Source organism: Rhodanobacter soli, assembly GCF_040548735.1.
GTDB lineage: Bacteria > Pseudomonadota > Gammaproteobacteria > Xanthomonadales > Rhodanobacteraceae > Rhodanobacter > Rhodanobacter soli_A.
Map to the genome: position 1 here is coordinate 1,049,617 of NZ_JBEPSD010000001.1, position 20,880 is coordinate 1,070,496.

At 67.5% G+C, this 20,880-nt stretch carries 23 protein-coding genes; 11 read left to right on the forward strand and 12 right to left on the reverse strand.

Annotated elements, in window-relative coordinates:
- The first annotated feature begins 4 nt into the window (after positions 1-4).
- On the forward strand, positions 5-1,015 hold the full coding sequence (locus ABIE04_RS04985) for a zinc-dependent alcohol dehydrogenase family protein (protein WP_354547466.1): 1,011 nt from the start codon (positions 5-7) through the stop codon (positions 1,013-1,015).
- A gap of 9 nt (positions 1,016-1,024) precedes the next feature.
- Positions 1,025-1,888, forward strand: coding sequence for an N-acyl homoserine lactonase family protein (locus ABIE04_RS04990; RefSeq protein ID WP_354547467.1), 864 nt, complete (start codon positions 1,025-1,027; stop codon positions 1,886-1,888).
- Positions 1,889-1,891: 3 nt separating this feature from the next.
- Here the strand turns inward: ABIE04_RS04990 and ribD are convergent, their stop codons facing one another.
- The 5 genes from ribD to ABIE04_RS05015 form a co-directional block, all read right to left on the reverse strand.
- Positions 1,892-2,953, reverse strand: a complete 1,062-nt coding sequence (ribD, locus tag ABIE04_RS04995) for a bifunctional diaminohydroxyphosphoribosylaminopyrimidine deaminase/5-amino-6-(5-phosphoribosylamino)uracil reductase RibD (RefSeq protein ID WP_354547468.1) — start codon at positions 2,951-2,953, stop codon at positions 1,892-1,894.
- A 131-nt stretch (positions 2,954-3,084) separates the two neighbouring features.
- Positions 3,085-3,597 (reverse strand): transcriptional regulator NrdR, encoded by a 513-nt coding sequence (gene nrdR / locus ABIE04_RS05000; protein WP_354547469.1) that lies wholly within the window; start codon positions 3,595-3,597, stop codon positions 3,085-3,087.
- 2 nt (positions 3,598-3,599) lie between these two features.
- The gene (locus tag ABIE04_RS05005) at positions 3,600-4,298 is read right to left on the reverse strand and encodes a CTP synthase C-terminal region-related (seleno)protein (RefSeq protein ID WP_354547470.1); all 699 of its coding nucleotides are present in this window, start codon (positions 4,296-4,298) and stop codon (positions 3,600-3,602) included.
- A gap of 9 nt (positions 4,299-4,307) precedes the next feature.
- Positions 4,308-5,561 carry a serine hydroxymethyltransferase gene (gene glyA / locus ABIE04_RS05010; RefSeq protein WP_354547471.1) on the reverse strand — a complete coding sequence of 418 codons (1,254 nt, stop codon included), beginning with the start codon at positions 5,559-5,561 and terminating at the stop codon, positions 4,308-4,310.
- A 26-nt stretch (positions 5,562-5,587) separates the two neighbouring features.
- Positions 5,588-6,064: a DUF817 family protein gene (locus ABIE04_RS05015; protein WP_354547472.1), complete on the reverse strand. Its 477-nt coding sequence runs from the start codon at positions 6,062-6,064 to the stop codon at positions 5,588-5,590.
- A gap of 128 nt (positions 6,065-6,192) precedes the next feature.
- Here ABIE04_RS05015 and ABIE04_RS05020 point away from each other — a divergent pair, with 128 nt between their 5' ends.
- The 5 genes from ABIE04_RS05020 (at position 6,193) to pyrF (ending at position 11,517) form a co-directional block, all read left to right on the forward strand.
- Entirely contained in the window at positions 6,193-7,197 is a 1,005-nt protein-coding gene (locus ABIE04_RS05020; protein WP_354547473.1) for an aldo/keto reductase, read from the forward strand.
- A gap of 43 nt (positions 7,198-7,240) precedes the next feature.
- Positions 7,241-8,137: an NmrA family NAD(P)-binding protein gene (locus ABIE04_RS05025; protein WP_354547474.1), complete on the forward strand. Its 897-nt coding sequence runs from the start codon at positions 7,241-7,243 to the stop codon at positions 8,135-8,137.
- Positions 8,134-8,751, forward strand: a complete 618-nt coding sequence (locus ABIE04_RS05030; protein WP_354547475.1) for a TetR/AcrR family transcriptional regulator — start codon at positions 8,134-8,136, stop codon at positions 8,749-8,751. Before ABIE04_RS05025 ends, ABIE04_RS05030 begins: the two co-directional genes overlap by 4 nt.
- A gap of 103 nt (positions 8,752-8,854) precedes the next feature.
- Positions 8,855-10,522, forward strand: coding sequence for an energy-dependent translational throttle protein EttA (gene ettA, locus ABIE04_RS05035; RefSeq protein ID WP_354547476.1), 1,668 nt, complete (start codon positions 8,855-8,857; stop codon positions 10,520-10,522).
- A 176-nt stretch (positions 10,523-10,698) separates the two neighbouring features.
- The gene (gene pyrF, locus ABIE04_RS05040) at positions 10,699-11,517 is read left to right on the forward strand and encodes an orotidine-5'-phosphate decarboxylase (protein WP_354547477.1); all 819 of its coding nucleotides are present in this window, start codon (positions 10,699-10,701) and stop codon (positions 11,515-11,517) included.
- 24 nt (positions 11,518-11,541) lie between these two features.
- On the opposite strand, the gene ABIE04_RS05045 is transcribed toward pyrF, so the two are convergent.
- Positions 11,542-11,775: a hypothetical protein gene (locus ABIE04_RS05045; RefSeq protein ID WP_354549776.1), complete on the reverse strand. Its 234-nt coding sequence runs from the start codon at positions 11,773-11,775 to the stop codon at positions 11,542-11,544.
- A gap of 205 nt (positions 11,776-11,980) precedes the next feature.
- Here ABIE04_RS05045 and ABIE04_RS05050 point away from each other — a divergent pair, with 205 nt between their 5' ends.
- On the forward strand, positions 11,981-12,712 hold the full coding sequence (locus ABIE04_RS05050) for a hypothetical protein (protein ID WP_354547478.1): 732 nt from the start codon (positions 11,981-11,983) through the stop codon (positions 12,710-12,712).
- A gap of 48 nt (positions 12,713-12,760) precedes the next feature.
- Here ABIE04_RS05050 and ABIE04_RS05055 read toward each other — a convergent pair whose 3' ends face one another.
- From ABIE04_RS05055 to ABIE04_RS05070, 4 genes are all read right to left on the reverse strand, one after another.
- A complete protein-coding gene (locus tag ABIE04_RS05055) occupies positions 12,761-13,948 on the reverse strand; it encodes an acyltransferase family protein (RefSeq protein WP_354547479.1) in 1,188 nt (395 codons plus the stop codon).
- 67 nt (positions 13,949-14,015) lie between these two features.
- Positions 14,016-14,297, reverse strand: coding sequence for a DUF427 domain-containing protein (locus tag ABIE04_RS05060; RefSeq protein WP_354547480.1), 282 nt, complete (start codon positions 14,295-14,297; stop codon positions 14,016-14,018).
- Positions 14,297-14,833: a peptide deformylase gene (gene def, locus ABIE04_RS05065; protein ID WP_354547481.1), complete on the reverse strand. Its 537-nt coding sequence runs from the start codon at positions 14,831-14,833 to the stop codon at positions 14,297-14,299. The genes ABIE04_RS05060 and def overlap by 1 nt, the downstream gene beginning before the upstream one ends.
- Before the next feature lie 136 nt (positions 14,834-14,969).
- Complete coding sequence (locus ABIE04_RS05070; protein ID WP_354547482.1) at positions 14,970-15,773, reverse strand: DUF4197 domain-containing protein; 804 nt, start codon at positions 15,771-15,773, stop codon at positions 14,970-14,972.
- A gap of 172 nt (positions 15,774-15,945) precedes the next feature.
- On the opposite strand from ABIE04_RS05070, the gene ABIE04_RS05075 reads away from it, so the two are divergent.
- From ABIE04_RS05075 to ABIE04_RS05085, 3 genes are all read left to right on the forward strand, one after another.
- A complete protein-coding gene (locus tag ABIE04_RS05075) occupies positions 15,946-18,021 on the forward strand; it encodes a carbon starvation CstA family protein (protein ID WP_354547483.1) in 2,076 nt (691 codons plus the stop codon).
- Between the two features lie 10 nt (positions 18,022-18,031).
- Complete coding sequence (locus ABIE04_RS05080; RefSeq protein WP_056387460.1) at positions 18,032-18,226, forward strand: YbdD/YjiX family protein; 195 nt, start codon at positions 18,032-18,034, stop codon at positions 18,224-18,226.
- Between the two features lie 187 nt (positions 18,227-18,413).
- Positions 18,414-18,938, forward strand: coding sequence for a DUF2127 domain-containing protein (locus ABIE04_RS05085; protein ID WP_354547484.1), 525 nt, complete (start codon positions 18,414-18,416; stop codon positions 18,936-18,938).
- Here ABIE04_RS05085 and ABIE04_RS05090 read toward each other — a convergent pair.
- Both ABIE04_RS05090 and ABIE04_RS05095 read right to left on the reverse strand, forming a co-directional pair.
- Positions 18,926-19,819 (reverse strand): DMT family transporter, encoded by an 894-nt coding sequence (locus ABIE04_RS05090; protein ID WP_354547485.1) that lies wholly within the window; start codon positions 19,817-19,819, stop codon positions 18,926-18,928. The genes ABIE04_RS05085 and ABIE04_RS05090 overlap by 13 nt on opposite strands.
- 78 nt (positions 19,820-19,897) lie before the next feature.
- Entirely contained in the window at positions 19,898-20,818 is a 921-nt protein-coding gene (locus tag ABIE04_RS05095) for a glycosyltransferase family 2 protein (protein WP_354547486.1), read from the reverse strand.
- Positions 20,819-20,880 lie beyond the last annotated feature (62 nt).

The following is a 20,880-nucleotide window of genomic DNA, read 5'->3' on the forward strand; positions in this document are numbered from 1 at the left end:
TGCCATGCGTGCCATCCAGCTTTCCGCGTTCGGCCTGGATCATCTCGATCCGGTCGACCTGCCTGCGCCACGCCCCGGTCCCCGCGAAGTGCTGGTGCGGATGGAGGCGGCCTCGCTCAACTTCCGCGATCACATGGTGGTCAATGGCGACCTCTATCGCGGCGTGCCGTTGCCGATCGTGCCGGTGTCCGACGGTGCGGGCACGGTGCTGGAGGTCGGCGAAGAGGTCACCCGCTTCAAACCGGGCGATCACGTCACCACGTTCTACAAGTCGCGCTGGATCGCCGGTGCCATGCGACCGGAATGGGAAGGCGCCGAGATCGGCGGGCCCGAGCCGGGCGTGATGCGCGAGCTGGCCTGCTTCGACCAGTACTCGCTGGCACGCGCACCCGCGCACCTGTCCAGCGTGCAAGCCGCCACGCTCCCGATTGCCGCTCTCACTGCCTGGCAGATCCTGGAAACAGCACACGTCACCGCCGGGCAAAGCGTGCTGTTGCTGGGCACCGGCGGGGTGGCGCTGTTCGCGCTGCAGTTCGCCAAGGCGCGTGGCGCGCGGGCGATCGTGCTGTCCTCCAGCGACGAGAAGCTGGGACGGGCCAAGGCGCTGGGTGCCGACGTCGGCATCAATTACAGGACGCACCCGCAGTGGGGTTCGCTGGTGCGCGAGGCCAGCGGGGGCAGGGGCGTGGATGTGGTCGTGGAGACGATCGGCGCGGCCACCCTGGCGCGATCGCTGGAGGCCGTGCGCATGCACGGTTTCATCGCCGTGCTCGGTTGGATCGGCGGCAGCGAGGCGACATTGCCACTCACGCCGATGGTGCTAAAGCGCGTGCGCCTGCAAGGTATTTCGGTGGCATCGCTGGAAACGCACGAGCAGATGGTAGCCGCCGTCGAAGCCATCGGCCTGCAACCGGTGATCGACCATGTCTACGGCTTCGCCCAGCTGCGCGAAGCGTTCGAGCAACTCGTCGCCGGCCGCCACTTCGGCAAGCTCGCCATCGACTTCGACCGCTGAGGGCTATCCATGCGTGTCTTCCCTTCCCTGCCCCGCGTCACGCGCGGCCTGCTGTCCATGCTGCTGGTGGCATTCGCCACGTTCGCCCACGCCACCGGCGCACCGGCCGATGTCCGCCTGTACGTGCTCGACTGCGGCCGGATCGACGTGCGCGACATGGGCATGTTCGACGCCAGCGGCGCGCTGGACGGCAAGCCGGGCACGATGTCGGTGCCGTGCTTCCTGATCCGCCACCCGAAAGGCATCCTGCTATGGGAAACCGGCCTGGGCGACGCCATCGCCGACCGCCCGGGCGGCATCGACTTTGCCCCCGGCGTCCATGGCAGCGTGCGGATCAAGCTGGTCGACCAGCTCAAGGCGATCGGCCTGAGACCGTCCGACATCGATTACCTGGCGTTCTCGCACTGGCACATCGACCACACCGGCAACGCCAACCTGTTCGGCGACGCCACCTGGATATTGCAGCGCCGGGAACTGGCCGCCGCGACCGGCCCCACGCCACCGCCGTTCGAATCACTGGCGCCGGTCAGCGCCTACCGGAATGCAAAGATCCGCCTCGCCGATGGCGACACGGACGTCTTCGGCGATGGCAGCGTGCAACTGCTGTTGCTGCCTGGCCACACGCCCGGCCATCAGGCTCTGCAGCTGCGCCTGCCGCACGCCGGCGTGGTGCTGCTCAGTGGCGATCTCTACCACAGCCGTGAAGCCCGCCAACTACGGCGCGTGCCCCGGATCAACATCGACCGTGCCGCCACACTGGCGTCGATGGATCGGTTCGAAGCGATCGCTGCGCGGATGCATGCGCGGGTGGTGATCCAGCATGACCCGCGCGATATCGCGCTGCTGCCGCGCTTTCCCGCCTACCTGCATTGAAAATCAGTTCGGCCGCATTCGCAGACGGATGTCCTGGCCCAGCATGCGCTGATCGACTACCTGCAGCTGCCAGCGTCGGGCCATGTCGTCGAGCGTGGGCAGTTGCAGCAGCGGGCGCGCGCCGTCGCCCAGCAGCAGGGGCGCGACGTAGAGCAGCAATTCGTCGACCAGGCCGGCGGCGAACAGCGCGCCGCACAGGGTCGGGCCGGCTTCGACATGGACTTCGTTGCAACCGCGGCCGGCCAGCAGGGCAAGCGCCGCGCGCAAGTCCAGCACATCGCCTTGCATGGCCAGCGCGACCCGCTCGACCCGCGCGAAGCGTTCGTCCGCGCCGGACGCCGCTGCGCCATGCAGGAGCAGGGTCGGCACCGAGCCGTCCAGCACGTGGCTGCCGGCCGGCGTGCGCAGCTGGCGGTCGAGGATCACGCGCAACGGCGGCGCGAATGCCTCGCCTTCGGGCAAGCGCACGGTGAGCCGCGGGTCATCGGCCAGCACCGTACCGCTGCCGCTGAGGATCGCCGAGCTGCGTGCGCGCCAGCGCTGCACGTCGGCGCGCGCGGCCTCGCCGGTGATCCACTTCGACTTGCCGTTGGCCAGCGCGGTGCGGCCGTCCAGGCTCATCGCCAGCTTCACCCGCACCCAGGGACGGCCGCGCTCGATCCGGCTGAAGAAGCCGACGTTGAGTTCGCGCGCGGCCTCGCGCATCAGGCCGACATCGACCATGACCCCGGCGTCGCGCAGCTTGCCGATGCCGCGACCGGCAACCTGCGGGAACGGATCCTCGGCGGCGATCACCACGCGCCTGACGCCGGCGGCAACCAGCGCATCGGCGCAAGGCGGCGTGCGGCCGTGGTGCGCACAGGGCTCCAGCGTCACGTAGGCGGTGGCGCCACGCGCCCGTTCGCCGGCTTCGCGCAGCGCATATACCTCGGCATGCGGTTCGCCGGCGCGCTGGTGGAAACCCGTGCCGACCACGTCGTCGCCATGCGCGATCACGCAACCCACGCGCGGGTTCGGCTGGGTGGTGCACAGGCCGCGTTCGGCCAGGTGCAGGGCGTGCGCCATGTGAGTGTGATCAACAGCCGAAAAAGAGTCGGTCACGACGCCGCGCCTTTGTGGGAGCGCACCTTGTGCGCTAAAAACTTGCATTGCGGCGACATCATTCGCGCACGGGGTGCGCTCTTACAGGCACCGCGTCATTTGCCTTCGCGCTTGCCGCCGCCGAGCAAGGGCAACTGCAAATCGGCCAGTCCGGGCAGGTCGCGCTCCAGCTTCTCGATCTCCTCGCGGAACGCGTGCACGTCCTCGAACTTGCGGTAGACCGAGGCGAAACGCACGTAGGCGACCTGGTCGAGGTTCTTCAGCTCGCGCATCACCAGTTCGCCGAGCTGGCGCGACGGCACCTCGCGTTCGCCGCTGCGGCGCAGGTCGTTGATGATGGTGCGCATGGCGCTGTCCACGTCGTTGCTGGACACCGGCCGCTTCTGCAGCGCACGCTCGAAACTCACCCGCAGCTTGCGCTCGTCGAACACCTCGCGCCGCTCGCCGCTCTTCACGATCGTCGGCAGCTTCAGCTCGGCCGTTTCGTAGGTGTTGAAGCGCTCGCCACACTGCTCGCACTCGCGCCGGCGACGCACGCTGGCGCCGTCCTCGGTGAGCCGTGAGTCGATCACGCGGGTGTCTTCGTGCTGGCAGAAGGGGCAATGCATGCTCAGTAAGTGTCGACCATTGCCTGCACGAAAGCACGCACGGCGGGCGGCACCCGTCCCTGCAAGGCGCCTCGCTCATGCTGGAACAGGGTGGCGACAAAGAACGGGTGGCCCTCCAGTTCGATGCCGCGAACGTCGCCGGCGGCGTCCACCGCACAGATCCGCAGCGGACCATCCGCAAGCGCCTCACGGAAATCGGGGCTCAAGCCGTAGCTGCAGTGATAACCCTCGGCGATCGCATTGACGCCATAGGCCCGCGCCAACCGCGAGCCCTCGGCCAGATGCACGGCATCGGTCACCTCGACCAGCGTGCACAGCAGCGGCACGATCACCTGGCGCCGGGCGTGTGGTGCCGTTTCGGCATGCTCGGCGTCCGCCCAGCCGAGTACGTTGCGCGCATATTCGATCACGGCATGCTGGAAACCACCGCAAGTGCCCAGGAACGGGACGTGCCGCTCGCGCGCCACCTGGATCGCCGTGAGTGCGCCTTCCATGCTGCGATACGGACTGGCCGGGACGCACCAGAGTCCGTCGAACTCCGCCAGCGCGGCGCCGTCACCGACCTGGTCGGTCGGTATCCAGACCGGCTCGACCGTCACGCCGCAGGCATCGGCCGCCATGTCCAGCGCCAACGGAATGGCGCGGTGGGCGACCACTTCATCGTTGTGGTCGCCGATCAACCCGACCTGCAGGGCATGCATGCCGGTGGCTCAGCCGTAAACCGGGAACTTCTTGCACTGCGCCGTGACGTTCCCGCGCACGCGGGCGATCACCGCCTCGTCGGCTGGCGCGTCCAGCACGTCGCAGATCCAGTTCGCCAGTTCGGTCACGTCCGCTTCCATGTAGCCGCGGGTGGTGACGGCCGGGGTACCGACGCGCAGGCCGGAGGTGACGAAGGGCTTGCGCGGGTCGTTCGGCACGGCGTTCTTGTTGACCGTGATGTGCGCCTTGCCCAGCGCTTCCTCGGCGGCCTTGCCGGTGACGTCGCGGCCGATCAGGTCGACCAGCATCAGGTGGTTCTCGGTGCCGCCGGAGACGATCTTGTAGCCGCGCGCGATGAAGGTCTTCGCCATCGCCTTGGCGTTCTTCACCACCTGGGCCTGGTAGGCCTTGAACCCGGGTTCCAGCGCTTCCTTGAACGCCACCGCCTTCGCCGCGATCACGTGCATCAGCGGGCCGCCCTGGATGCCGGGGAACACGATCGACTGCAGCTTCTTCTCGATCTCCTCGCCCGCGCCCTTGCTCACGATGATGCCGCCGCGCGGGCCGCGCAGGGTCTTGTGGGTGGTCGAGGTGACCACGTGCGCATGCGGCAGCGGGCTCGGGTACACGCCGGCGGCGACGAGGCCGGCGACATGGGCCATGTCGACGAACAGGTAGGCGCCGACCTTGTCGGCGATGGCGCGGAAACGCGCCCAGTCCATCACCTGCGAGTAGGCGGAGAATCCGGCCACGATCATCTTCGGCTGGTGCTCGACGGCGAGGCGCTCGACTTCGTCGTAGTCGACCAGGCCGTTCTCGTCGACGCCGTACTGCACCGCGTCGAGGATCTTGCCGGAGAGGTTCACCTTGGCGCCGTGGGTGAGATGGCCGCCGTGGGCCAGGCTCATGCCGAGGATCTTGTCGCCCGGCTGCAGCAACGCGAAATACACCGCCTGGTTCGCCTGCGAACCGGAGTGCGGTTGCACGTTGGCGTAGTCGCAGTCGAACAGCTGCTTGAGCCGCTCGATCGCCAGCTTCTCGGCGACGTCCACGTACTCGCAGCCGCCGTAGTAGCGCTTGCCCGGATAACCCTCGGCGTACTTGTTGGTGAGCTTGGAGCCCTGCGCTTCCATCACCCGCGGGCTGGCGTAGTTCTCCGAGGCGATCAGTTCGACGTGATCTTCCTGGCGCTGGCCTTCATCGGCGATGGCCTGGGCCAGTTCGTCGTCGTAACCGGCAATCGTGCAATCCTTGGGGAACATTCTGGCCTCGGCGGGTGATGGCGGGATTAGCCGGAAAGTGTAGCGCTGCCGGGCGCTTGCGGCCACCGGCCAGCGCCCGCCCGGGCAACCGCCGCCCGCCGGTGCAACGCCGACACCATCACGTAGCTGATCACCATCAGCAGCAGCCACGCCCCCAGCTTGCCCAGCGGCACCATGTGCCAGCCATGGCGCTGGGCCGGATACAGCCAGGCCCTCCCCAGCGTGCCGGCGTTCTCGGCCAGCCAGATGAACGCCGCCACCAGCACGAAACCCAGCAGCAGCGGCATGCGCCGATGCACGCGGCGGATCCGGTAATGCACCTGGCACGGCCCGAACAGCCACGCGAGCGCGACGAACAGCAGCCAGAGCCGTGTGGCCGCAGCCGCCTGGCCAGCCAGCGATCGAGTATGGCCAAACGCCGCCAGCGCATCGTCGCCATACCCGTTTCCATGTGCCTGTCCCCTTGTCGGATGACAGCCGAAGATCGAACGCCCATATGGCAAGGGCCGTGCGGCGGCAGGGCAAAAGACGGGCACTCGTCAACTCGCACTCAATCACGAAATGACAATATTTGAAATCTGTCATTCAATACAACATACTGCGCACTCAACCCCGCGCACAGGACACCACGATGGAACATCGAATCCTTGGCCGTAACGGCCTGCAGGTTTCCGCCCTCGGCCTCGGCTGCATGGGCATGTCCGACCTCTACGGCAAGGCCGATCGCGGCGAAGGCATCGCCACCGTGCATGCCGCGCTGGACGCCGGCATCACCCTGCTCGACACCGGCGACTTCTACGGCATGGGCGACAACGAGCTGCTGCTGGGCGAGGCGCTGGCCGGCCGCCCGCGCGACAGCTACCAGCTCAGCGTGAAGTTCGGCGCGCAACGCGGCCCGGACGGCGCGTGGCTGGGTTACGACGCGCGTCCCGCAGCGGTGAAGACCGCCCTGGCGTATTCGCTCAAGCGCCTGCGCACCGACTACATCGACGTCTATCGCCCGGCCCGACTGGACCCGAACGTGCCGATCGAGGACACCGTCGGCGCGATCGCCGAGCTGGTCCAGGCCGGCTACGTGCGGCAGCTCGGCCTATCCGAGGTGGGTGTGGAGACGATCCGCCGCGCGCACAGCGTGTTGCCGGTGGCCGACCTGCAGATCGAGTATTCGCTGATCTCGCGCGGCATCGAGGCGGCGATCCTGCCGGCCTGCCGCGAACTGGGCATCGCCGTCACCGCCTACGGCGTGCTGTCGCGCGGCCTGATCAGCGGCCACTGGTCGAAGGACCGCGGCACCGACGCACGCGACTTCCGCCAGCATAGCCCGCGCTTCCAGGGCGACAACCTCGAGCGCAACCTGGCCCTGGTCGACTTGCTGCGCCAACTCGCCGACGCACGCGGCTGCAGCGTGGCGCAGCTGGCGATCGCCTGGGTGCTGTCGTGCGGCGACGACATCGTGCCGCTGGTCGGCGCGCGCACGCGCGAGCGCTTGCATGAAGCACTGGGCGCGCTGCAGGTAACGCTCTCCGCCGACGACCTCGCCGCGATCGAGCGCGCCGTGCCACCCGATGCAGCGGCCGGCGATCGCTACGCCGCCGCGCAGATGGCCATGCTCGACAGCGAACGTGGCGCGCGCTGAAGCGCGCCGCCACTCCCTTCCCGCTTCGCCAGAGGAAAACCGCATGTACGCCATCATGGGAATCACCGGCCAGGTCGGCAGCGCCACCGCCAGGCATCTGCTGGACAACGGCCAGCGCATCCGCGCGATCGTGCGCGACAAGGCAAAAGCCGCGGTGTGGGCCGCGCGCGGCGCCGAGATCGCCATCGCCGACTGGTCCGACGTCGATGCACTGGCCGCCGCATTCAGCAACGTCGACGGCGCGTTCGTCATGTTGCCGGCCAACTTCGCGCCCAGCCCCGATTTCGCCGAACCGCGCGCCCTGGTGCGGACGCTGACCGCTGCGTTGCGTCAGGCCCGGCCGCCGAAGGTCGTCGCGCTGTCGTCGATCGGCGCCCAGCACGATCGCGACCTGGGCCTGATCACCCAATTGCACCTGCTGGAAAGCGCACTCGACACGCTGCCCATGCCGCGCGCCCACGTCCGCGCCGCGTGGTTCATGGAGAACATGCGTTGGGATGTGGCGCTGGCGCAGTTCGAAGGGCGCCTCGTCAGCTACCTGCAACCGCTCGATCGCGCGATACCGATGGTCGCCACCGACGACATCGGCCGCACCATCGCCGGCACGCTCATCGAAACCTGGTTCGGTCGCCGCGTGATCGAGCTGGAGGGCCCGCGGCGCTACAGCCCGCTCGACATGGCGCAGGCACTGGCCGCGGTGCTCGAGCATGATGTCGAGGCGACCGCGGTGCCGCGCGAACAATGGGTGGCGCGCTTCGACGACGAAGGCATGCCGGCCGGCCGCACCGGCCCGCGCATCGCCATGCTGGACGGCTTCAACAGCGGCTGGATCGGCTTCGAAAACGGCACCACGGAGCACGTGCGCGGCCACATTCCACTGGGCTACGTGGCCGACGAACTCGTCAGCGCCAGCCTTGGCATGGTTGAATCGGCGGCATGAACGACTCCGTACTGACCCCCGAACGCATCCTTGCCGCCGCCGAGGACGTGCTGCGCCGCTACGGTCCCGGCAAGGCCACCGTGGTCGACGTGGCGCAGGCGCTGGGGGTCAGTCACGGCAGCGTGTACCGCCATTTCGCCAGCAAGGCGGCACTGCGCGACGCGGTGCTGCGGGGCTGGCTGGAGCGGATGATGGCGCCGTTGCGCACGATCGCCGCCAGCCGCGCCGCACCGCCGGCGCGGTTGCGCCTGTGGCTGGCCACGCTGCGCGAGATCAAGCGCGACAAGGCGCTGGGCGAACCGGAACTGTTCGCCACCTACGGCGCCCTGGCCGCGGACGCGCGCGAGGTCATCGGCGAGCACGTCGAGCATCTGCGCGAACAACTCGCCTCGATCGTTGCCGCGGGTGTGGCCAGCGGCGACTTCCGCAAGGTGGACGCCAGGGCCACCGCGCTGGCGATCTTCGACGCCACCTCGCGCTTCCACTACCCCGGCATGGCCCACCTGTGGGGCACCCCGGGCGAGGATGCCGCCTTCGCGCAACTGGTCGACCTGCTGCTGGCCGGCCTGGCGCCGACAACCGCGCCGCCCCGGCGCCGCAAATCGGCAGGCTGACCCGCGGAATGCCGGCACAAGCCGCTATAATGCGCGGTTTGACGAATTCCCTTTCCGTGCCGACCCAGCAGCAGGTGGCGCGGCGCACGCCTTCGGAGGTTGCATGAGCTCGCAGTACATTTTCACCATGAACGGGGTCAGCAAGACCGTCCCGCCGAAGCGCCAGATCATCAAGGACATTTCGCTGTCGTTCTTCCCCGGCGCCAAGATCGGCCTGCTTGGCGTCAACGGCGCGGGCAAGTCCACCGTGCTGAGAATCATGGCTGGCGTGGATACCGACTTCCAGGGCGAGGCACGCGCGCAGCCAGGCACCAAGATCGGCTACCTGGCGCAGGAGCCGGACCTGAACCCGGCCAAGACCGTACGCGAAGTGGTCGAGGAAGGCGTGGCGGAAATCCTCGATGCGCAGAAGCGGCTGGAAGAGGTCTACACCGCCTACGCCGAGGACGGCGCCGATTTCGACAAGCTCGCCAAGGAGCAGGAGAAACTGGAAAATCTGCTGGCCGCCAACGATGCGCACGCGCTGGAGCGCCAGCTGGAAGTGGCCGCCGACGCGCTGCGCCTGCCGGCGTGGGACGCGGTCATCGGGCCGCTTTCCGGTGGCGAGAAGCGCCGCGTGGCGCTGTGCCGCCTGCTGCTGTCCAAACCGGACATGCTGCTGCTGGACGAACCGACCAACCATCTGGACGCCGAATCGGTCGACTGGCTGGAAAAATTCCTGCACGACTATCCCGGCACCGTGGTGGCGGTCACCCATGACCGCTACTTCCTCGACAACGCCGCCGAGTGGATCCTCGAACTCGACCGCGGCCGCGGCATTCCGTGGAAGGGCAACTACACCGAATGGCTGGAGCAGAAGGACGCCCGCCTGAAGCAGGAAGCGAACCAGGAGAAGTCGCGCCAGAAGGCGATCGCGAAGGAGCTGGAGTGGGTGCGTTCGGCCGCCAAGGGCCGCCAGTCCAAGGGCAAGGCCCGCCTGGCCCGCTTCGAGGAACTGAACTCGGTCGACTACCAGCGCCGCAACGAGACCAACGAGATCTTCATCCCGCCGGGCGAGCGCCTGGGCCAGGAAGTGATCGAGTTCAAGAACGTGACCAAGTCGTTCGGCGACCGCGTGCTGATCGAGGACCTGTCATTCAAGGTACCGCCGGGCGCCATCATCGGCGTGATCGGCCCGAACGGCGCCGGCAAATCCACCATGATGAAGATGATCATGGGCAAGGAAACGCCGGACTCGGGCGAGGTGAAGCTGGGCCTCACCACCAAGCTGGCCTATGTCGACCAGTCGCGCGACGCGCTCGATCCGAAAAACAACGTGTGGCAGGAAGTGTCCGGCGGTTCGGACATCATCACCATCGGCAACTTCGAGATCCAGTCGCGCGCCTACATCGGCCGCTTCAACTTCAAGGGCACCGACCAGCAGAAGATCGTCGGCAACCTGTCCGGTGGTGAGCGCGGCCGCCTGCACATGGCCAAGACCCTGCTGCAGGGCGGCAACGTGCTGCTGCTCGACGAGCCGTCCAACGACCTGGACGTGGAAACCCTGCGTGCGCTGGAAGATGCCCTGCTGGAGTTCCCCGGCTCGGCCATCGTGATCTCGCATGACCGCTGGTTCCTCGACCGCATCGCCACCCACATCATCGCGTTCGAGGGCGACTCGCACGTGGAGTTCTTCCCCGGCAACTACAACGAGTACGAGGCCGACAAGAAGCGTCGCCTCGGCGAGGAAGGCGCGCGGCCGCACCGCGTGAAGTACAAGAAGCTGGCGTAAATGCTTCCTGCTCCCTCCCCTGCAAGCAGGGGAGGGTTGGGCGACCGAAGGGAGTCCTTCAGGTGAGGGGTCGCTCTTGATCTCAAAGTCAAAAGCTTTACCCCCTCCCAACCTCCCCCTGCAGGCAGGGGGAGGAGCACTGCACAGCAGCAACGATCGACTCGATGGAGACCCCGATGCACTTCATGCAATCCCTGCAACAGGCATGGACCCGCAACGACTCGCTGGTCTGCGTCGGCCTCGATCCGGAACCGGCGAAATTTCCCGCACATCTGCGTGACGCACCCGACGCAGTGTTCGATTTCTGCCGTGCCATCGTCGACGCCACCGCCGACCTGGTCTGCGCGTTCAAGCCGCAGATCGCGCACTTCGCCGCGCTGCGTGCCGAAGACACGCTGGAACGGCTGATCGCGCACATCCACGCGAAGCATCCTGGCGTACCGGTGATCCTCGACGCCAAGCGCGGCGACATCGGCAGCACGGCGCAGCACTACGCCAGCGAGGCGTTCGAGCGTTACCAGGCGGATGCGGTGACGCTGAACCCGTATCTCGGCCGCGATTCGATCCAGCCGTTCCTCGATCGCGCCGACAAGGGCGTGATCCTGCTTTGCCGCACGTCCAATCCCGGCGGCGCGGATTTCCAGGCGCTCGATTGCAGTGGCCAGCCGCTATACCTGCGCGTGGCTGAAACCATCGCCCGCGACTGGAACGCCCATGGCAACTGCGCCCTGGTCACCGGCGCCACCTGGCCGGAGGAACTGGGCAAGGTGCGCGCGGTGGTCGGCGACATGCCGCTGCTGGTACCCGGCATCGGTGCCCAGGGCGGTGACGTGGAAGCGGTGCTGCGCCACGGCCGTACGGCCGCCGGCACGGGCCTGCTGATCAGTTCGTCGCGCGCGATACTCTACGCCGGCCACGGCGAGGACTTCGCCGCGGCTGCCCGCGCCGCCGCCAGCGGATTGCGCGACACCATCAATCGCTGCCGGCGCGGCTGAGGGGGTCGCGCGCCGGCACTGCGGTCAGCCCGTCGCCGTCTTCGCCGCCTGCAGCGTCTTCGTCTTCAGATCCAGCGTATCGGCCGCATCCAGCAGCGCCCGCGCAAAGCTGCGTACCTCGGCGGGGCGCAAGGCATACCAGTTGCCGCTCTTGCTGGCCTCGGCCAGCTTGCGCCCCGCACGGGACACGCAATGCGGCCGGAAGATCACCATGCCGGTCAGCGATTCCGAGCTGATATCCGCAGAGACGATCTGCATGTGGGTTTCATCTTCTTTCTTCACCAAACCTCTCCCGGGCAGACATCCGCCCTCATGCAGCTTACGCCACCGCAAGTTCAGGCGGTGTTTCCGCGTGTCTCGGCACCTGTACGGCCGTTGTAACCTTTGGGAGCTGCGTGTCCGCGGCATGTCAGATCGCGGTTGCTCGGCGCAGCACTCCCCAACCCGAAAAGGAAGACAACGCATGTCCGAACAGACCGATGTCCGCGTGGAAGACTGGAACCGCTTGCAGCGGGAAGTAGCGCGTTTGCGCACCCTGGTGATCATCGCCCTGTTGGCGGTAATCGCATTGGCGGCCGTGTCGTTGCTGCGCAAGCCGGAAACGCCAACCAAGCCAGACACGATTCTCCGGGCACAGGGCCTGGTGATCACCGATGCGCAGGGGCACGACCGCATCCTGATCGGCGCACCGGTACCGGCCAGCAAGGACCGCACGCGCAAGGACGATGCCTCGGACGGCATCATCTTCCTCGGCAAGACCGGCGCGGATCGCCTCGCCGTCGGCCAACTGCCCACGCTGCACATTGACGGCAAGACCTACAAGCGCCGCGGCGACGACGACAACTACGGCATGACGCTCTACGACACCAAGGGCAGCGAACGCGGCGGCCTGGCTTCCATGGGCGGCGGTCGCGTCGGGCTCGCGCTGGACCGGGCCACTCCACCGTACGAAGCGATCGGCTTGATGATCGACGATTCGGAGAACTTCGCCGGGATGTACATCAATTACGGCGACCCCAAGGCGCGCGACTCCGCGATCGAGTTGGGCACCGATACCGACCACGCCAGCATCGAGCTCAAGGGCAAGGACGGCCATGCCCGCGCGAAGCTGAGCCTGGACGGGGCGAACAAGCCCGCCTGGCAGTTCGACGACACCGAATCGGCATCGAAGGCCGCGCAGCCCCGAGGCCACTGACCGCAATAGCCGTACCGCCCATGCGCAACCGACGTCTGCGCATGGGCATCAATCCGTCACCACCGTCGCCGGCAAAGGATTTCCCGCGACCTGTGGCGCACGCAGCAACCTCGCACGCAACCAGCGTTCGCATGGCAGCGACAGCCAGCGCTCCACTGCCATGCCAAGCAGCCAGCACAGCGGCAGCGCCAGCAGGTACCACAGGAAACCCCAACGCGGGTCGCCGTCGGCCACGCGGTACAAGCGGACTACGGAAAACACCACGAACATGTGGCTGAGGTAGATCTCGTAGCTCAGGCGACCCCATGCGCGCAGCCAACCGAAGCCGCGCGGCGGGCGCGGCGGGCGCGCCTGGCAGGCGATCAGCAACGACATCGCGGACGCCGTCAGCAACAGCATCACGCCGTCGTGCAGCAGCGGCCACAGCCAGCGGCCACCGAGCATCGAGGCCAGCAGGCCGATCACGCCGAAAGCGTACAGGGCCCTGACCTGCCCCGCGGACGGCGCCGGCCAGCGCGCCGCCAGCAACGCGCCGATCACCCCGGTGGCGATCGCCGCCATGCCGGGCAGGTAGGCCTTCTCCTGCCAGATCTCGTTGCCGTCCAGCACGGCCCGCGTGAACGGCAACGACAACGCCAGCAGCACCAGCATCGTCAAGAGCACCGCGCGGCGCCGCGTCAGCAGGCACACCAGCGGAAAGCCGATGTAGAACACTTCCTCGATCGACAGCGACCACAGCACGTCCCAGTTGCCGGGCAGATAACCGGTCTGCCCCTCGTACCAGTTCAGGTGCAGGCCGAGCGCGGCAACGATCGCGCGCGGCAGCGACTGGTTGGCGTGGATGATCGTGTAGTCGCGCACGCCGGCCAGGTGCAGCACGCTCAGCACCACCACCAGCGCCAGCAGGCACGGCACGATGCGGGCGAAACGCCGCGCATAGAATGCGCGCATGTCGATTCGCTCCAGGCTGCCCCAGCGGCGCAGCGCATTGCCCGCGATCAGGAAGCCCGAGATCACGAAGAACACGAAGACCGCCTCGTAGCCGTTGTAGTTCAGCCGACTCAGCAGCCACGTCGGCAGCACGTCGGCCAATGCGGTCTTTTTCAGCGGAATGCGCAGGCCGAGATGGTTGAACACCACCAGCACGATCGCCAGCCCGCGCAACAGGTCGATGCCAGCGTTGCGGACGCTGGCGTCGGGATGAATCCCGGTCCGTGTTGATTCCGCTGGCGGCATCTCGGGTGGCGTTCTCTCGGGCGTGCCGCATCATCCGCGAGCGTTGCGCCCACGGCAACCTGTGTGGTCAGCCCACCACCTCAACACCGTGCCAGAACGCCACTCGATCCTTGATCTGCGCGGCGGCATCGTTCGGTTGCGGGTAATACCAGGCAGCTTGCGGATTGATCGCGTCGCCGACAACCAGGTCGTAGTAACTCGCCGTACCCTTCCACGGACACACACTGTGATGATCGCTGTCGCGGAAATGCTCGCGTCGGAGCGAGTCGGCAGGAAAATAGTGATTCCCCTCGACCACCACCGTATCGTCGCTCTCTGCGAGGACGGTGTCATTCCACATCGCGCGCATCAGTCGTCTCCCCTGTCCTGGCCCGGAAACAGCACGTCGGTATAGCCGAACTTGCTGAAGTCGGTGATGCGCGAGGGATACAGCCGGCCGATCAGGTGGTCGCACTCGTGTTGCACCACGCGGGCATGGAAGCCTTCGGCGGTGCGTTCGATGCGGGCGCCGCCGGGATCGACGCCTTCGTAGCGGATCAGCGTGTAGCGGTTCACCGCGCCGCGCAGGCCGGGCACGGACAGGCAGCCTTCCCAGCCTTCCTCCATGTCCTGCGACAGCGGCGTGATCACCGGGTTGAGCAGGATCGTGCGCGGCACTTCGGGAGCGTCGGGATAGCGCTCGGAGTGCTCGAAGCCGAAGATCACCAGCTGCAGGTCGACGCCGATCTGCGGGGCGGCCAGGCCGACCCCATCGGCAGCCTGCATGGTCTCGAACATGTCGGCGATCAGCGCATCGAGTTCCGCGCTGCCCAGCATCGCGGTGGGCACCAGCGGCGCGATGCGCAGCAGGCGCGGATCGCCCATCTTGAGGATTTCACGGATCATGAGGACCTCGCCTTGAACACTGTTACCGAATGATCTGTGGTCGATGCGATGCGGGTACAAGCGGCGATGCCCCGTGCTTCAACAGCAAAAAAGCCGGGCAAAGCCTCGTACCGATTTGTCGAAGCCGCAAGCGGCTTCAACGACCGCCGAACACCTTCTTCAGTAGGTCGGTGGTGCGGGCGCCCGGGTTGTGGCGGATCGACTGCTCCTGCTCGCCGATGGTGGTGAACAGGCCATCCAGGGTCTTCGACGTCACGTAGTCGTCCAGGTCCAGCGGACTGGCGCCCTTGTTCGACTTGCCCGACTTGCCGCCGAATGCGCCCAGCGCGCTGCCCAGTTCGCCGCCCATGCCACCGGCGGTGAACGACTTGTACTTCTGGGTGACGCCGACGCTGTCGGTGGCCTTGGCCACGATCGGGTGGATACGCGCAGTCAATGCATCGCCAGCGACGCGACGGAAGAAGTCGGTGGCCGCATGGTCGCCGCCGGCAAGGATGCCGCGTGCGTCGTCCAGGGTCATCTTGCGGATCGCGTCGCCGAAGATCTCGGCCACCTGCGGCACCGCCTTCTCGGCGGCTCGGTTCATGCTCAGCTCGAACGCGTCGACCTTGGCGCCCTGGCCGAGCTGGCGCGCCAGCTTGCCCGCCTGCTCGAGCTTGCCCGGCAGCGGAATGCGCACCTTGCTGTTGTTCCAGAAGCCGCCGTCGCGGCCCAGGCTGTTGATCGCGTTGGTGGTGCCCTTGGCCAGCGCCTCCTTGAGCCCGGCGGCGATGTCGCTGTTCGGCAGGTTGCTGCCGAGCTGCGAGGCATTGGACGCATGCGTCGACTGCTTGACCTTGTTCAGCAGATCCTTGAACTGGCCCGAGCCGGCGGCGGTCAGCGGCAGCGCGGCAACCGTGAGGGCAAGGCTCAGCAAACCGTAGCGAACTGCGATGCGCATGACGAATTCCTTGTGGTCGGCAAGGCGGCCAGTGTAGCGCTGCCGCCTCGTCACGGCGTGACGACGCGGACTTCACTATTCGACCAAAGGCTAATGCCGATTGGCCGGTTTTGGGATTGACCGCCGCGGCCGGCGGGACGACTCTTGCGGCACTGTCGAGGAGAACCCGCCCATGCAAGCCGCCGTCATGCCCAAGCCCAGTCCGGCCAGCAAGATATTGTGGGTCGCCATCGCCATCGTCGGCGCGTTCTGCCTGGGCGTGGTGGCCCTGCGCCGCGGCGAGCCGATCAATGCGATCTGGCTGGTCGCCGCGTCGATCGCCGTCTTCGTGATCGGCTACCGCTTCTACGGCAAGTTCATCGAACACTCCGTGCTGAAGCTGGACCCGACCCGCGCACCGCCCTCCGTGCTGCGCAACGACGGCCTGGACTACGTGCCCACCGACAAGTGGGTGGTATTCGGCCACCACTTCGCCGCGATCGCCGGCGCCGGTCCGCTGGTCGGCCCGGTGCTGGCCGCGCAGATGGGTTACCTGCCCGGCACGATCTGGATCCTGTTCGGCGTGGTGTTTGCCGGCGCGGTGCAGGATTTCATGATCCTCGGCCTCTCGCTGCGCCGTGACGCCCGCTCGCTCGGCCACATGCTGCGCGAGGAACTGGGGCCCGTGCCCGGCATCGTGGCCATGATCGGCGTGCTGGTGCTGATGATGATCGTGCTGGCGGTGCTGGCGCTGGTGGTGGTCAAGGCGCTCACGCACAGTCCGTGGGGCACCTTCACCGTGGCCGCCACCATCCCGATCGCGCTGCTGATGGGCGGCTATCTGCGCTGGTTCCGCCCGGGCCGCATCCTGGAAGTGTCGCTCATCGGCCTGGTGCTGCTGCTGGCCTCGATCTGGTTCGGCAAGCACGTGGCCGACTCCGCCACGCTGGCCCCGCTGTTCGACTTCGACGCCAAGGCGCTGGCCTGGCTACTGATCGCCTACGGCTCCTGCGCCTCGGTGCTGCCGGTGTGGCTGCTGCTGGCGCCGCGCGATTACCTGTCCACCTTCCTCAAGATCGGCACCATCGCGCTGCTGGCGCTGGCGATCTTCCTGGCCGCGCCGACCTTGCAATTGCCGGCGGTGACCAAGTTCATCGACGGTACCGGCCCGGTGTTCGCCGGCAACCTGTTCCCGTTCCTGTTCATCACCATCGCCTGCGGCGCGGTATCAGGCTGGCACTCGATCATCGCCTCCGGCACCACGCCGAAGCTGCTCGCCAACGAAGGCCAGGCGCGCATGGTCGGCTACGGCGGCATGCTGATGGAGGCGTTCGTGGCGATCATGGCGCTGGTCGCCGCCGCCTCGCTGCACCCGGGCGTGTACTTCGCGATGAATTCGCCGGGCGCGATCATCGGCACCACCGTGCAGGAAGCGGCCACCACGATCAGCCAGTGGGGCTTCGTGGTGACCCCGGACGAACTGCTGCAGACCGCGAAGGACATTGGCGAGGGCAGCATCCTCGGCCGCGCCGGCGGCGCGCCGACGCTGGCGGTGGGCATGGCCCAGCTGCTGCACAACATCCTTCCCGGCGGCGGCATGATGGCGTTCTGGTACCACTACGCGATCCTGTTCGAGGCGCTGTTCATCCTCACCACGGTGGACGCCGGCACCCGCGTGGGCCGCTTCATGATCCAGGAGATCGCCGGCCTGATCCACAAGCCGCTGCAGGAAACCGAGTCGTGGACCGGCAACCTGCTGGCCACCGCGATCTGCGTGGCGCTGTGGGGCTACTTCCTGTACCAGGGCGCGGTCGACCCGCTCGGCGGCATCAACACCCTGTGGCCGCTGTTCGGCATCGCCAACCAGATGCTCGCCGCGATCGCGCTGATGCTGGCCACCGTGGTGGTGGTGAAGCTCAAGCGCGAGCGCTATGTGTGGGTGCCGGGCATCCCCGCGTTGTGGCTGATCGTTTGCACGCTCACCGCCGGTTTCGAAAAACTGGTCGGCCCGATCAGCTTCACCGCCGCCGCGAACAAGTACGCGGACGCGATGCAGCAGGGCCAGCTGATGGCGCCGGCCAAGTCGGCGGCGGAGATGCAGCGGATCGTCACCAACAACTACGTGGACATGGTGATGACCGGCCTGTTCATGGCGCTGGTGGTGGCGATGGTGCTGTTCTGCCTGCGCGCGCTGGTCAAGGCCTGGCAGACCAACCACCCGACCGCGCACGAAGAACCGTACGTGGCGCTGAGCAGCGTGGCCGGCTGAGGACGACGTGATGAACGCGACCCTCCAGTCCGTGCGCAAGTGGGCGGTGCAAACCGCCCGCCTGTGCTGCGGCGTACCCGACTACGACGTCTACGTGAAGCATCTGCGCGAACACCATCCCGAGCGCAAGGTACCCAGCTACAAGGAGTTCTTCCGCGAACGGCAGGAAGCCCGCTACAAGGGCACAGGCGGGCGCTGCTGCTGAAAGACCGCCGCGACGTCGCACGAACCTGCCGGCAGGCCATGCCCCCGACGGCTCCCGATCCCCGTCAGGGAGCATCGCCCGCCGGCAGGCTCCTGCACCCGTGCGGCGGCGGCGACCGTGCCGGTGCGCACTGGTCAAGCGCGCGCAAGTGAGGACAATGGGCGGCTTGCCTGTCCCGTGTCCCCTCATGCAGAACAAGAACCCCGCACTTCCCCCGCACGCGGCCGCCCCGGTGCAGCATCACCCCGGCCTGCGCGTCATCGCGGTCTACGAGATCATCAAAACCGCGTGCCTGCTGCTGGTGGCCATGGCGGCGTTCCATCTCGATCGCCAGCAGAACTTCGAGCACCTGGTGCACTGGCTGGAGCATCTTTCGCTGGCCGACAGCAATGGCCTGCGCTGGAAACTGGTCGGCCTGCTGGAGGATTTCGGGCCCAGCCGATTCGTCGCAGTCGGCGCGGTTGCACTCGGCTATGCCGTGCTGTTCGGTATCGAAGGCGTCGGCCTGTGGCTGGGCAAGTACTGGGCCGAATGGTTCACGGTGATCGCCACCGGCTCGCTGATCCCGCTGGAACTGTACGAGACGCTGCACCACTTCGGCTGGCTGAAGCTGGCGACGCTGGCCGGCAATGTGGCGATCGTGGTGTACCTGGTGCGCATCGCGCTGCAGACGCGAGCGGCACGACATGCATCGAAGCCTCACACCTCGTGATGTGCCGCCTCGGCGGATAGCGCCGCGCGCCGCGGCATCAGCTCGACCAGGTACATCGCGGCCAGGATCAGCCCGCCGCCGAGCAGCATGCGCCAGCTCAGCACGTCGCTGCCCAGCAGCACCGCGAACGCGGCGGCGAACACCGGCTCGGTGGTCATCACGATCGCGGCACGGGCGGCCGGCAGGTGCGACTGCGCCCAGGTCTGCATCAGCATCGCGCCGGCGCCGGCGATCAGCGCCATGTACAGCACGGCGAACCAGGCGCTGCGATCGGGAGGCCATACCGGCCCGTGCGGCGCAGTGGCGAGCAGGCAGACCAGCGCGATCGCCACCATCTGCACCGCCGACAGGCCGAACGCCTCGCCCTGCCGCGACCACTGGCCGAGCAGCACGATGTGCAGCGCGTACAGCGCGGCCGAGGCCAGGGTCAGCCACACGCCCAGGTCGACCGAGACGCCGTTGAGCGAGAGCAGCGCCAGCCCGGCGGTGGACAGCAGCACCGCCAGCCACACGATGCCGGCCATATGCTGGCGCAGCAACAGCAGCGCCAGGATCGGCGTGAACACCACATACATGCCGGTGGCGAAACCGCTGACGCTGGGCGCGATCAGCGACAGCCCCCAGGTCTGCAGCAGCTGGCCGGTGCCGTAGATCGCGCCGAGCAGCAGGCCGCAAAGTACCTGCCGGCGGCCGAGCCGCCACACCGGCCGGGCGAACAGCGCCAGCATCGCCACGGCGGCGATCACGAAACGCACGGCCAGGAAATCCGCCACCGGCATGCGCCCCACCACGTCCTTGATCAGCACGAAGGTGGAGCCCCACACCGCGGTCATTGCCAGCAGGCCGACGGTGGCAAGAGTGGTGACAGTGCGGGAATTCATCGGAGAAGAAGACAGCGCGAGGAAGTGCCAGTGTGCCGCAACCTCCGCGGCGGGTACATGCAAACACAGAAGGCCCCGCTACTCGTCCCTCACTGTTCGCCCGTCGCCCGCTTTCTTCGTCCGCAGCAATCGCCACAGCTGCGCCGGGACCTGCACCAGGAAATGCCCCCAGATGCCCAGCCACACGACGCCGGCCGTCAGCGGATTGCGTGCGGCCGGGTCGTGCTTGCGGAACCAGCGCCACATGCCGCGGTGCTTGTGCCGGCTGACGAACACCGGGCGGTGCCGGCTGGAACTGCCCTTGCCGTGCAGCACGCGCACGTCGCCGGCCAGCAGCACCTGGTAGCCGAGGTCGCGCACCCGGCGGCACAGGTCCAGGTCCTCGCAATGCAGGAAGTAGTCCTCGTCGAAACCGCCAAGGCGCTGGAACATCGTGCGCGGCATCAGCATCACCGCACCCGACACCGCCTCGGCCTCGACCACGTCCGCCGGAATCTCCCGCTCGATGTTGACCTTCTCGCCGGGGCGACCGAGCAGGCTGTTGAGCGAACGCTGCAGCAACGGGTCGCGACGCCACGAAGCGGGATCGGGACGGCCGTCGGCATCGCACACCACCGCACCGATCAGGCCGGCCTTGGGCTGGCCGGAGAGCAGGTCCAGCAGGCGCTGCAGATCGCCTTGCCGCAGCAGGCAGTCGGGGTTGAGGATCAGCAATGCCTGACCCTGCGCCTGCTTCGCGGCGAGGTTCGCCGCCGGGCCGAAGCCCAGGTTGCGGTAGTTGTAGATCACCTTGAGCCGCGTGTCGTGCGCATGCGCGCGCTCGATCGCCTCGGGCACGCCGTCATGCGAATTGTTGTCGACCAGGATCAGTTCCAGCGGCAGCGTGCTGGCCAGCACGCCGCGCACGCACTCGCGCAGCGTCGGGCCACTGTCGGCGGACACCACGATCACGCTGAGCACCAGCGCGAACGGCGAGCGATGGGAAGCAGGAGTAGCCACCCGACAAGTATGCGCGGAGACGTACCCCGGGAAAACAGGCAGCGACGTCATGACACCGAGAA

What these genes read in the sequence shown, in the direction of transcription:
- ABIE04_RS05005 (WP_354547470.1), bottom strand. Translation starts at nt 4,298, where the DNA reads ATGCATGCCCTGCAGGTCGGGTTGATCGGCGACCACAACGATGAAGTG.
- ABIE04_RS05090 (WP_354547485.1), bottom strand. Translation starts at nt 19,819, where the DNA reads ATGAATTCCCGCACTGTCACCACTCTTGCCACCGTCGGCCTGCTGGCA.
- ABIE04_RS05020 (WP_354547473.1), top strand. Translation starts at nt 6,193, where the DNA reads ATGGAACATCGAATCCTTGGCCGTAACGGCCTGCAGGTTTCCGCCCTC.
- def (WP_354547481.1), bottom strand. Translation starts at nt 14,833, where the DNA reads ATGATCCGTGAAATCCTCAAGATGGGCGATCCGCGCCTGCTGCGCATC.
- ABIE04_RS04990 (WP_354547467.1), top strand. Translation starts at nt 1,025, where the DNA reads ATGCGTGTCTTCCCTTCCCTGCCCCGCGTCACGCGCGGCCTGCTGTCC.
- ABIE04_RS05085 (WP_354547484.1), top strand. Translation starts at nt 18,414, where the DNA reads ATGCAGAACAAGAACCCCGCACTTCCCCCGCACGCGGCCGCCCCGGTG.
- pyrF (WP_354547477.1), top strand. Translation starts at nt 10,699, where the DNA reads ATGCACTTCATGCAATCCCTGCAACAGGCATGGACCCGCAACGACTCG.
- ettA (WP_354547476.1), top strand. Translation starts at nt 8,855, where the DNA reads ATGAGCTCGCAGTACATTTTCACCATGAACGGGGTCAGCAAGACCGTC.
- ABIE04_RS05060 (WP_354547480.1), bottom strand. Translation starts at nt 14,297, where the DNA reads ATGCGCGCGATGTGGAATGACACCGTCCTCGCAGAGAGCGACGATACG.
- ABIE04_RS05080 (WP_056387460.1), top strand. Translation starts at nt 18,032, where the DNA reads ATGAACGCGACCCTCCAGTCCGTGCGCAAGTGGGCGGTGCAAACCGCC.
- nrdR (WP_354547469.1), bottom strand. Translation starts at nt 3,597, where the DNA reads ATGCATTGCCCCTTCTGCCAGCACGAAGACACCCGCGTGATCGACTCA.
- ABIE04_RS04985 (WP_354547466.1), top strand. Translation starts at nt 5, where the DNA reads ATGCGTGCCATCCAGCTTTCCGCGTTCGGCCTGGATCATCTCGATCCG.
- ABIE04_RS05055 (WP_354547479.1), bottom strand. Translation starts at nt 13,948, where the DNA reads ATGCCGCCAGCGGAATCAACACGGACCGGGATTCATCCCGACGCCAGC.
- ABIE04_RS05030 (WP_354547475.1), top strand. Translation starts at nt 8,134, where the DNA reads ATGAACGACTCCGTACTGACCCCCGAACGCATCCTTGCCGCCGCCGAG.
- ABIE04_RS05075 (WP_354547483.1), top strand. Translation starts at nt 15,946, where the DNA reads ATGCAAGCCGCCGTCATGCCCAAGCCCAGTCCGGCCAGCAAGATATTG.
- ABIE04_RS05050 (WP_354547478.1), top strand. Translation starts at nt 11,981, where the DNA reads ATGTCCGAACAGACCGATGTCCGCGTGGAAGACTGGAACCGCTTGCAG.
- ABIE04_RS05045 (WP_354549776.1), bottom strand. Translation starts at nt 11,775, where the DNA reads ATGCAGATCGTCTCTGCGGATATCAGCTCGGAATCGCTGACCGGCATG.
- ABIE04_RS05070 (WP_354547482.1), bottom strand. Translation starts at nt 15,773, where the DNA reads ATGCGCATCGCAGTTCGCTACGGTTTGCTGAGCCTTGCCCTCACGGTT.
- ABIE04_RS05025 (WP_354547474.1), top strand. Translation starts at nt 7,241, where the DNA reads ATGTACGCCATCATGGGAATCACCGGCCAGGTCGGCAGCGCCACCGCC.
- glyA (WP_354547471.1), bottom strand. Translation starts at nt 5,561, where the DNA reads ATGTTCCCCAAGGATTGCACGATTGCCGGTTACGACGACGAACTGGCC.
- ribD (WP_354547468.1), bottom strand. Translation starts at nt 2,953, where the DNA reads ATGGCGCACGCCCTGCACCTGGCCGAACGCGGCCTGTGCACCACCCAG.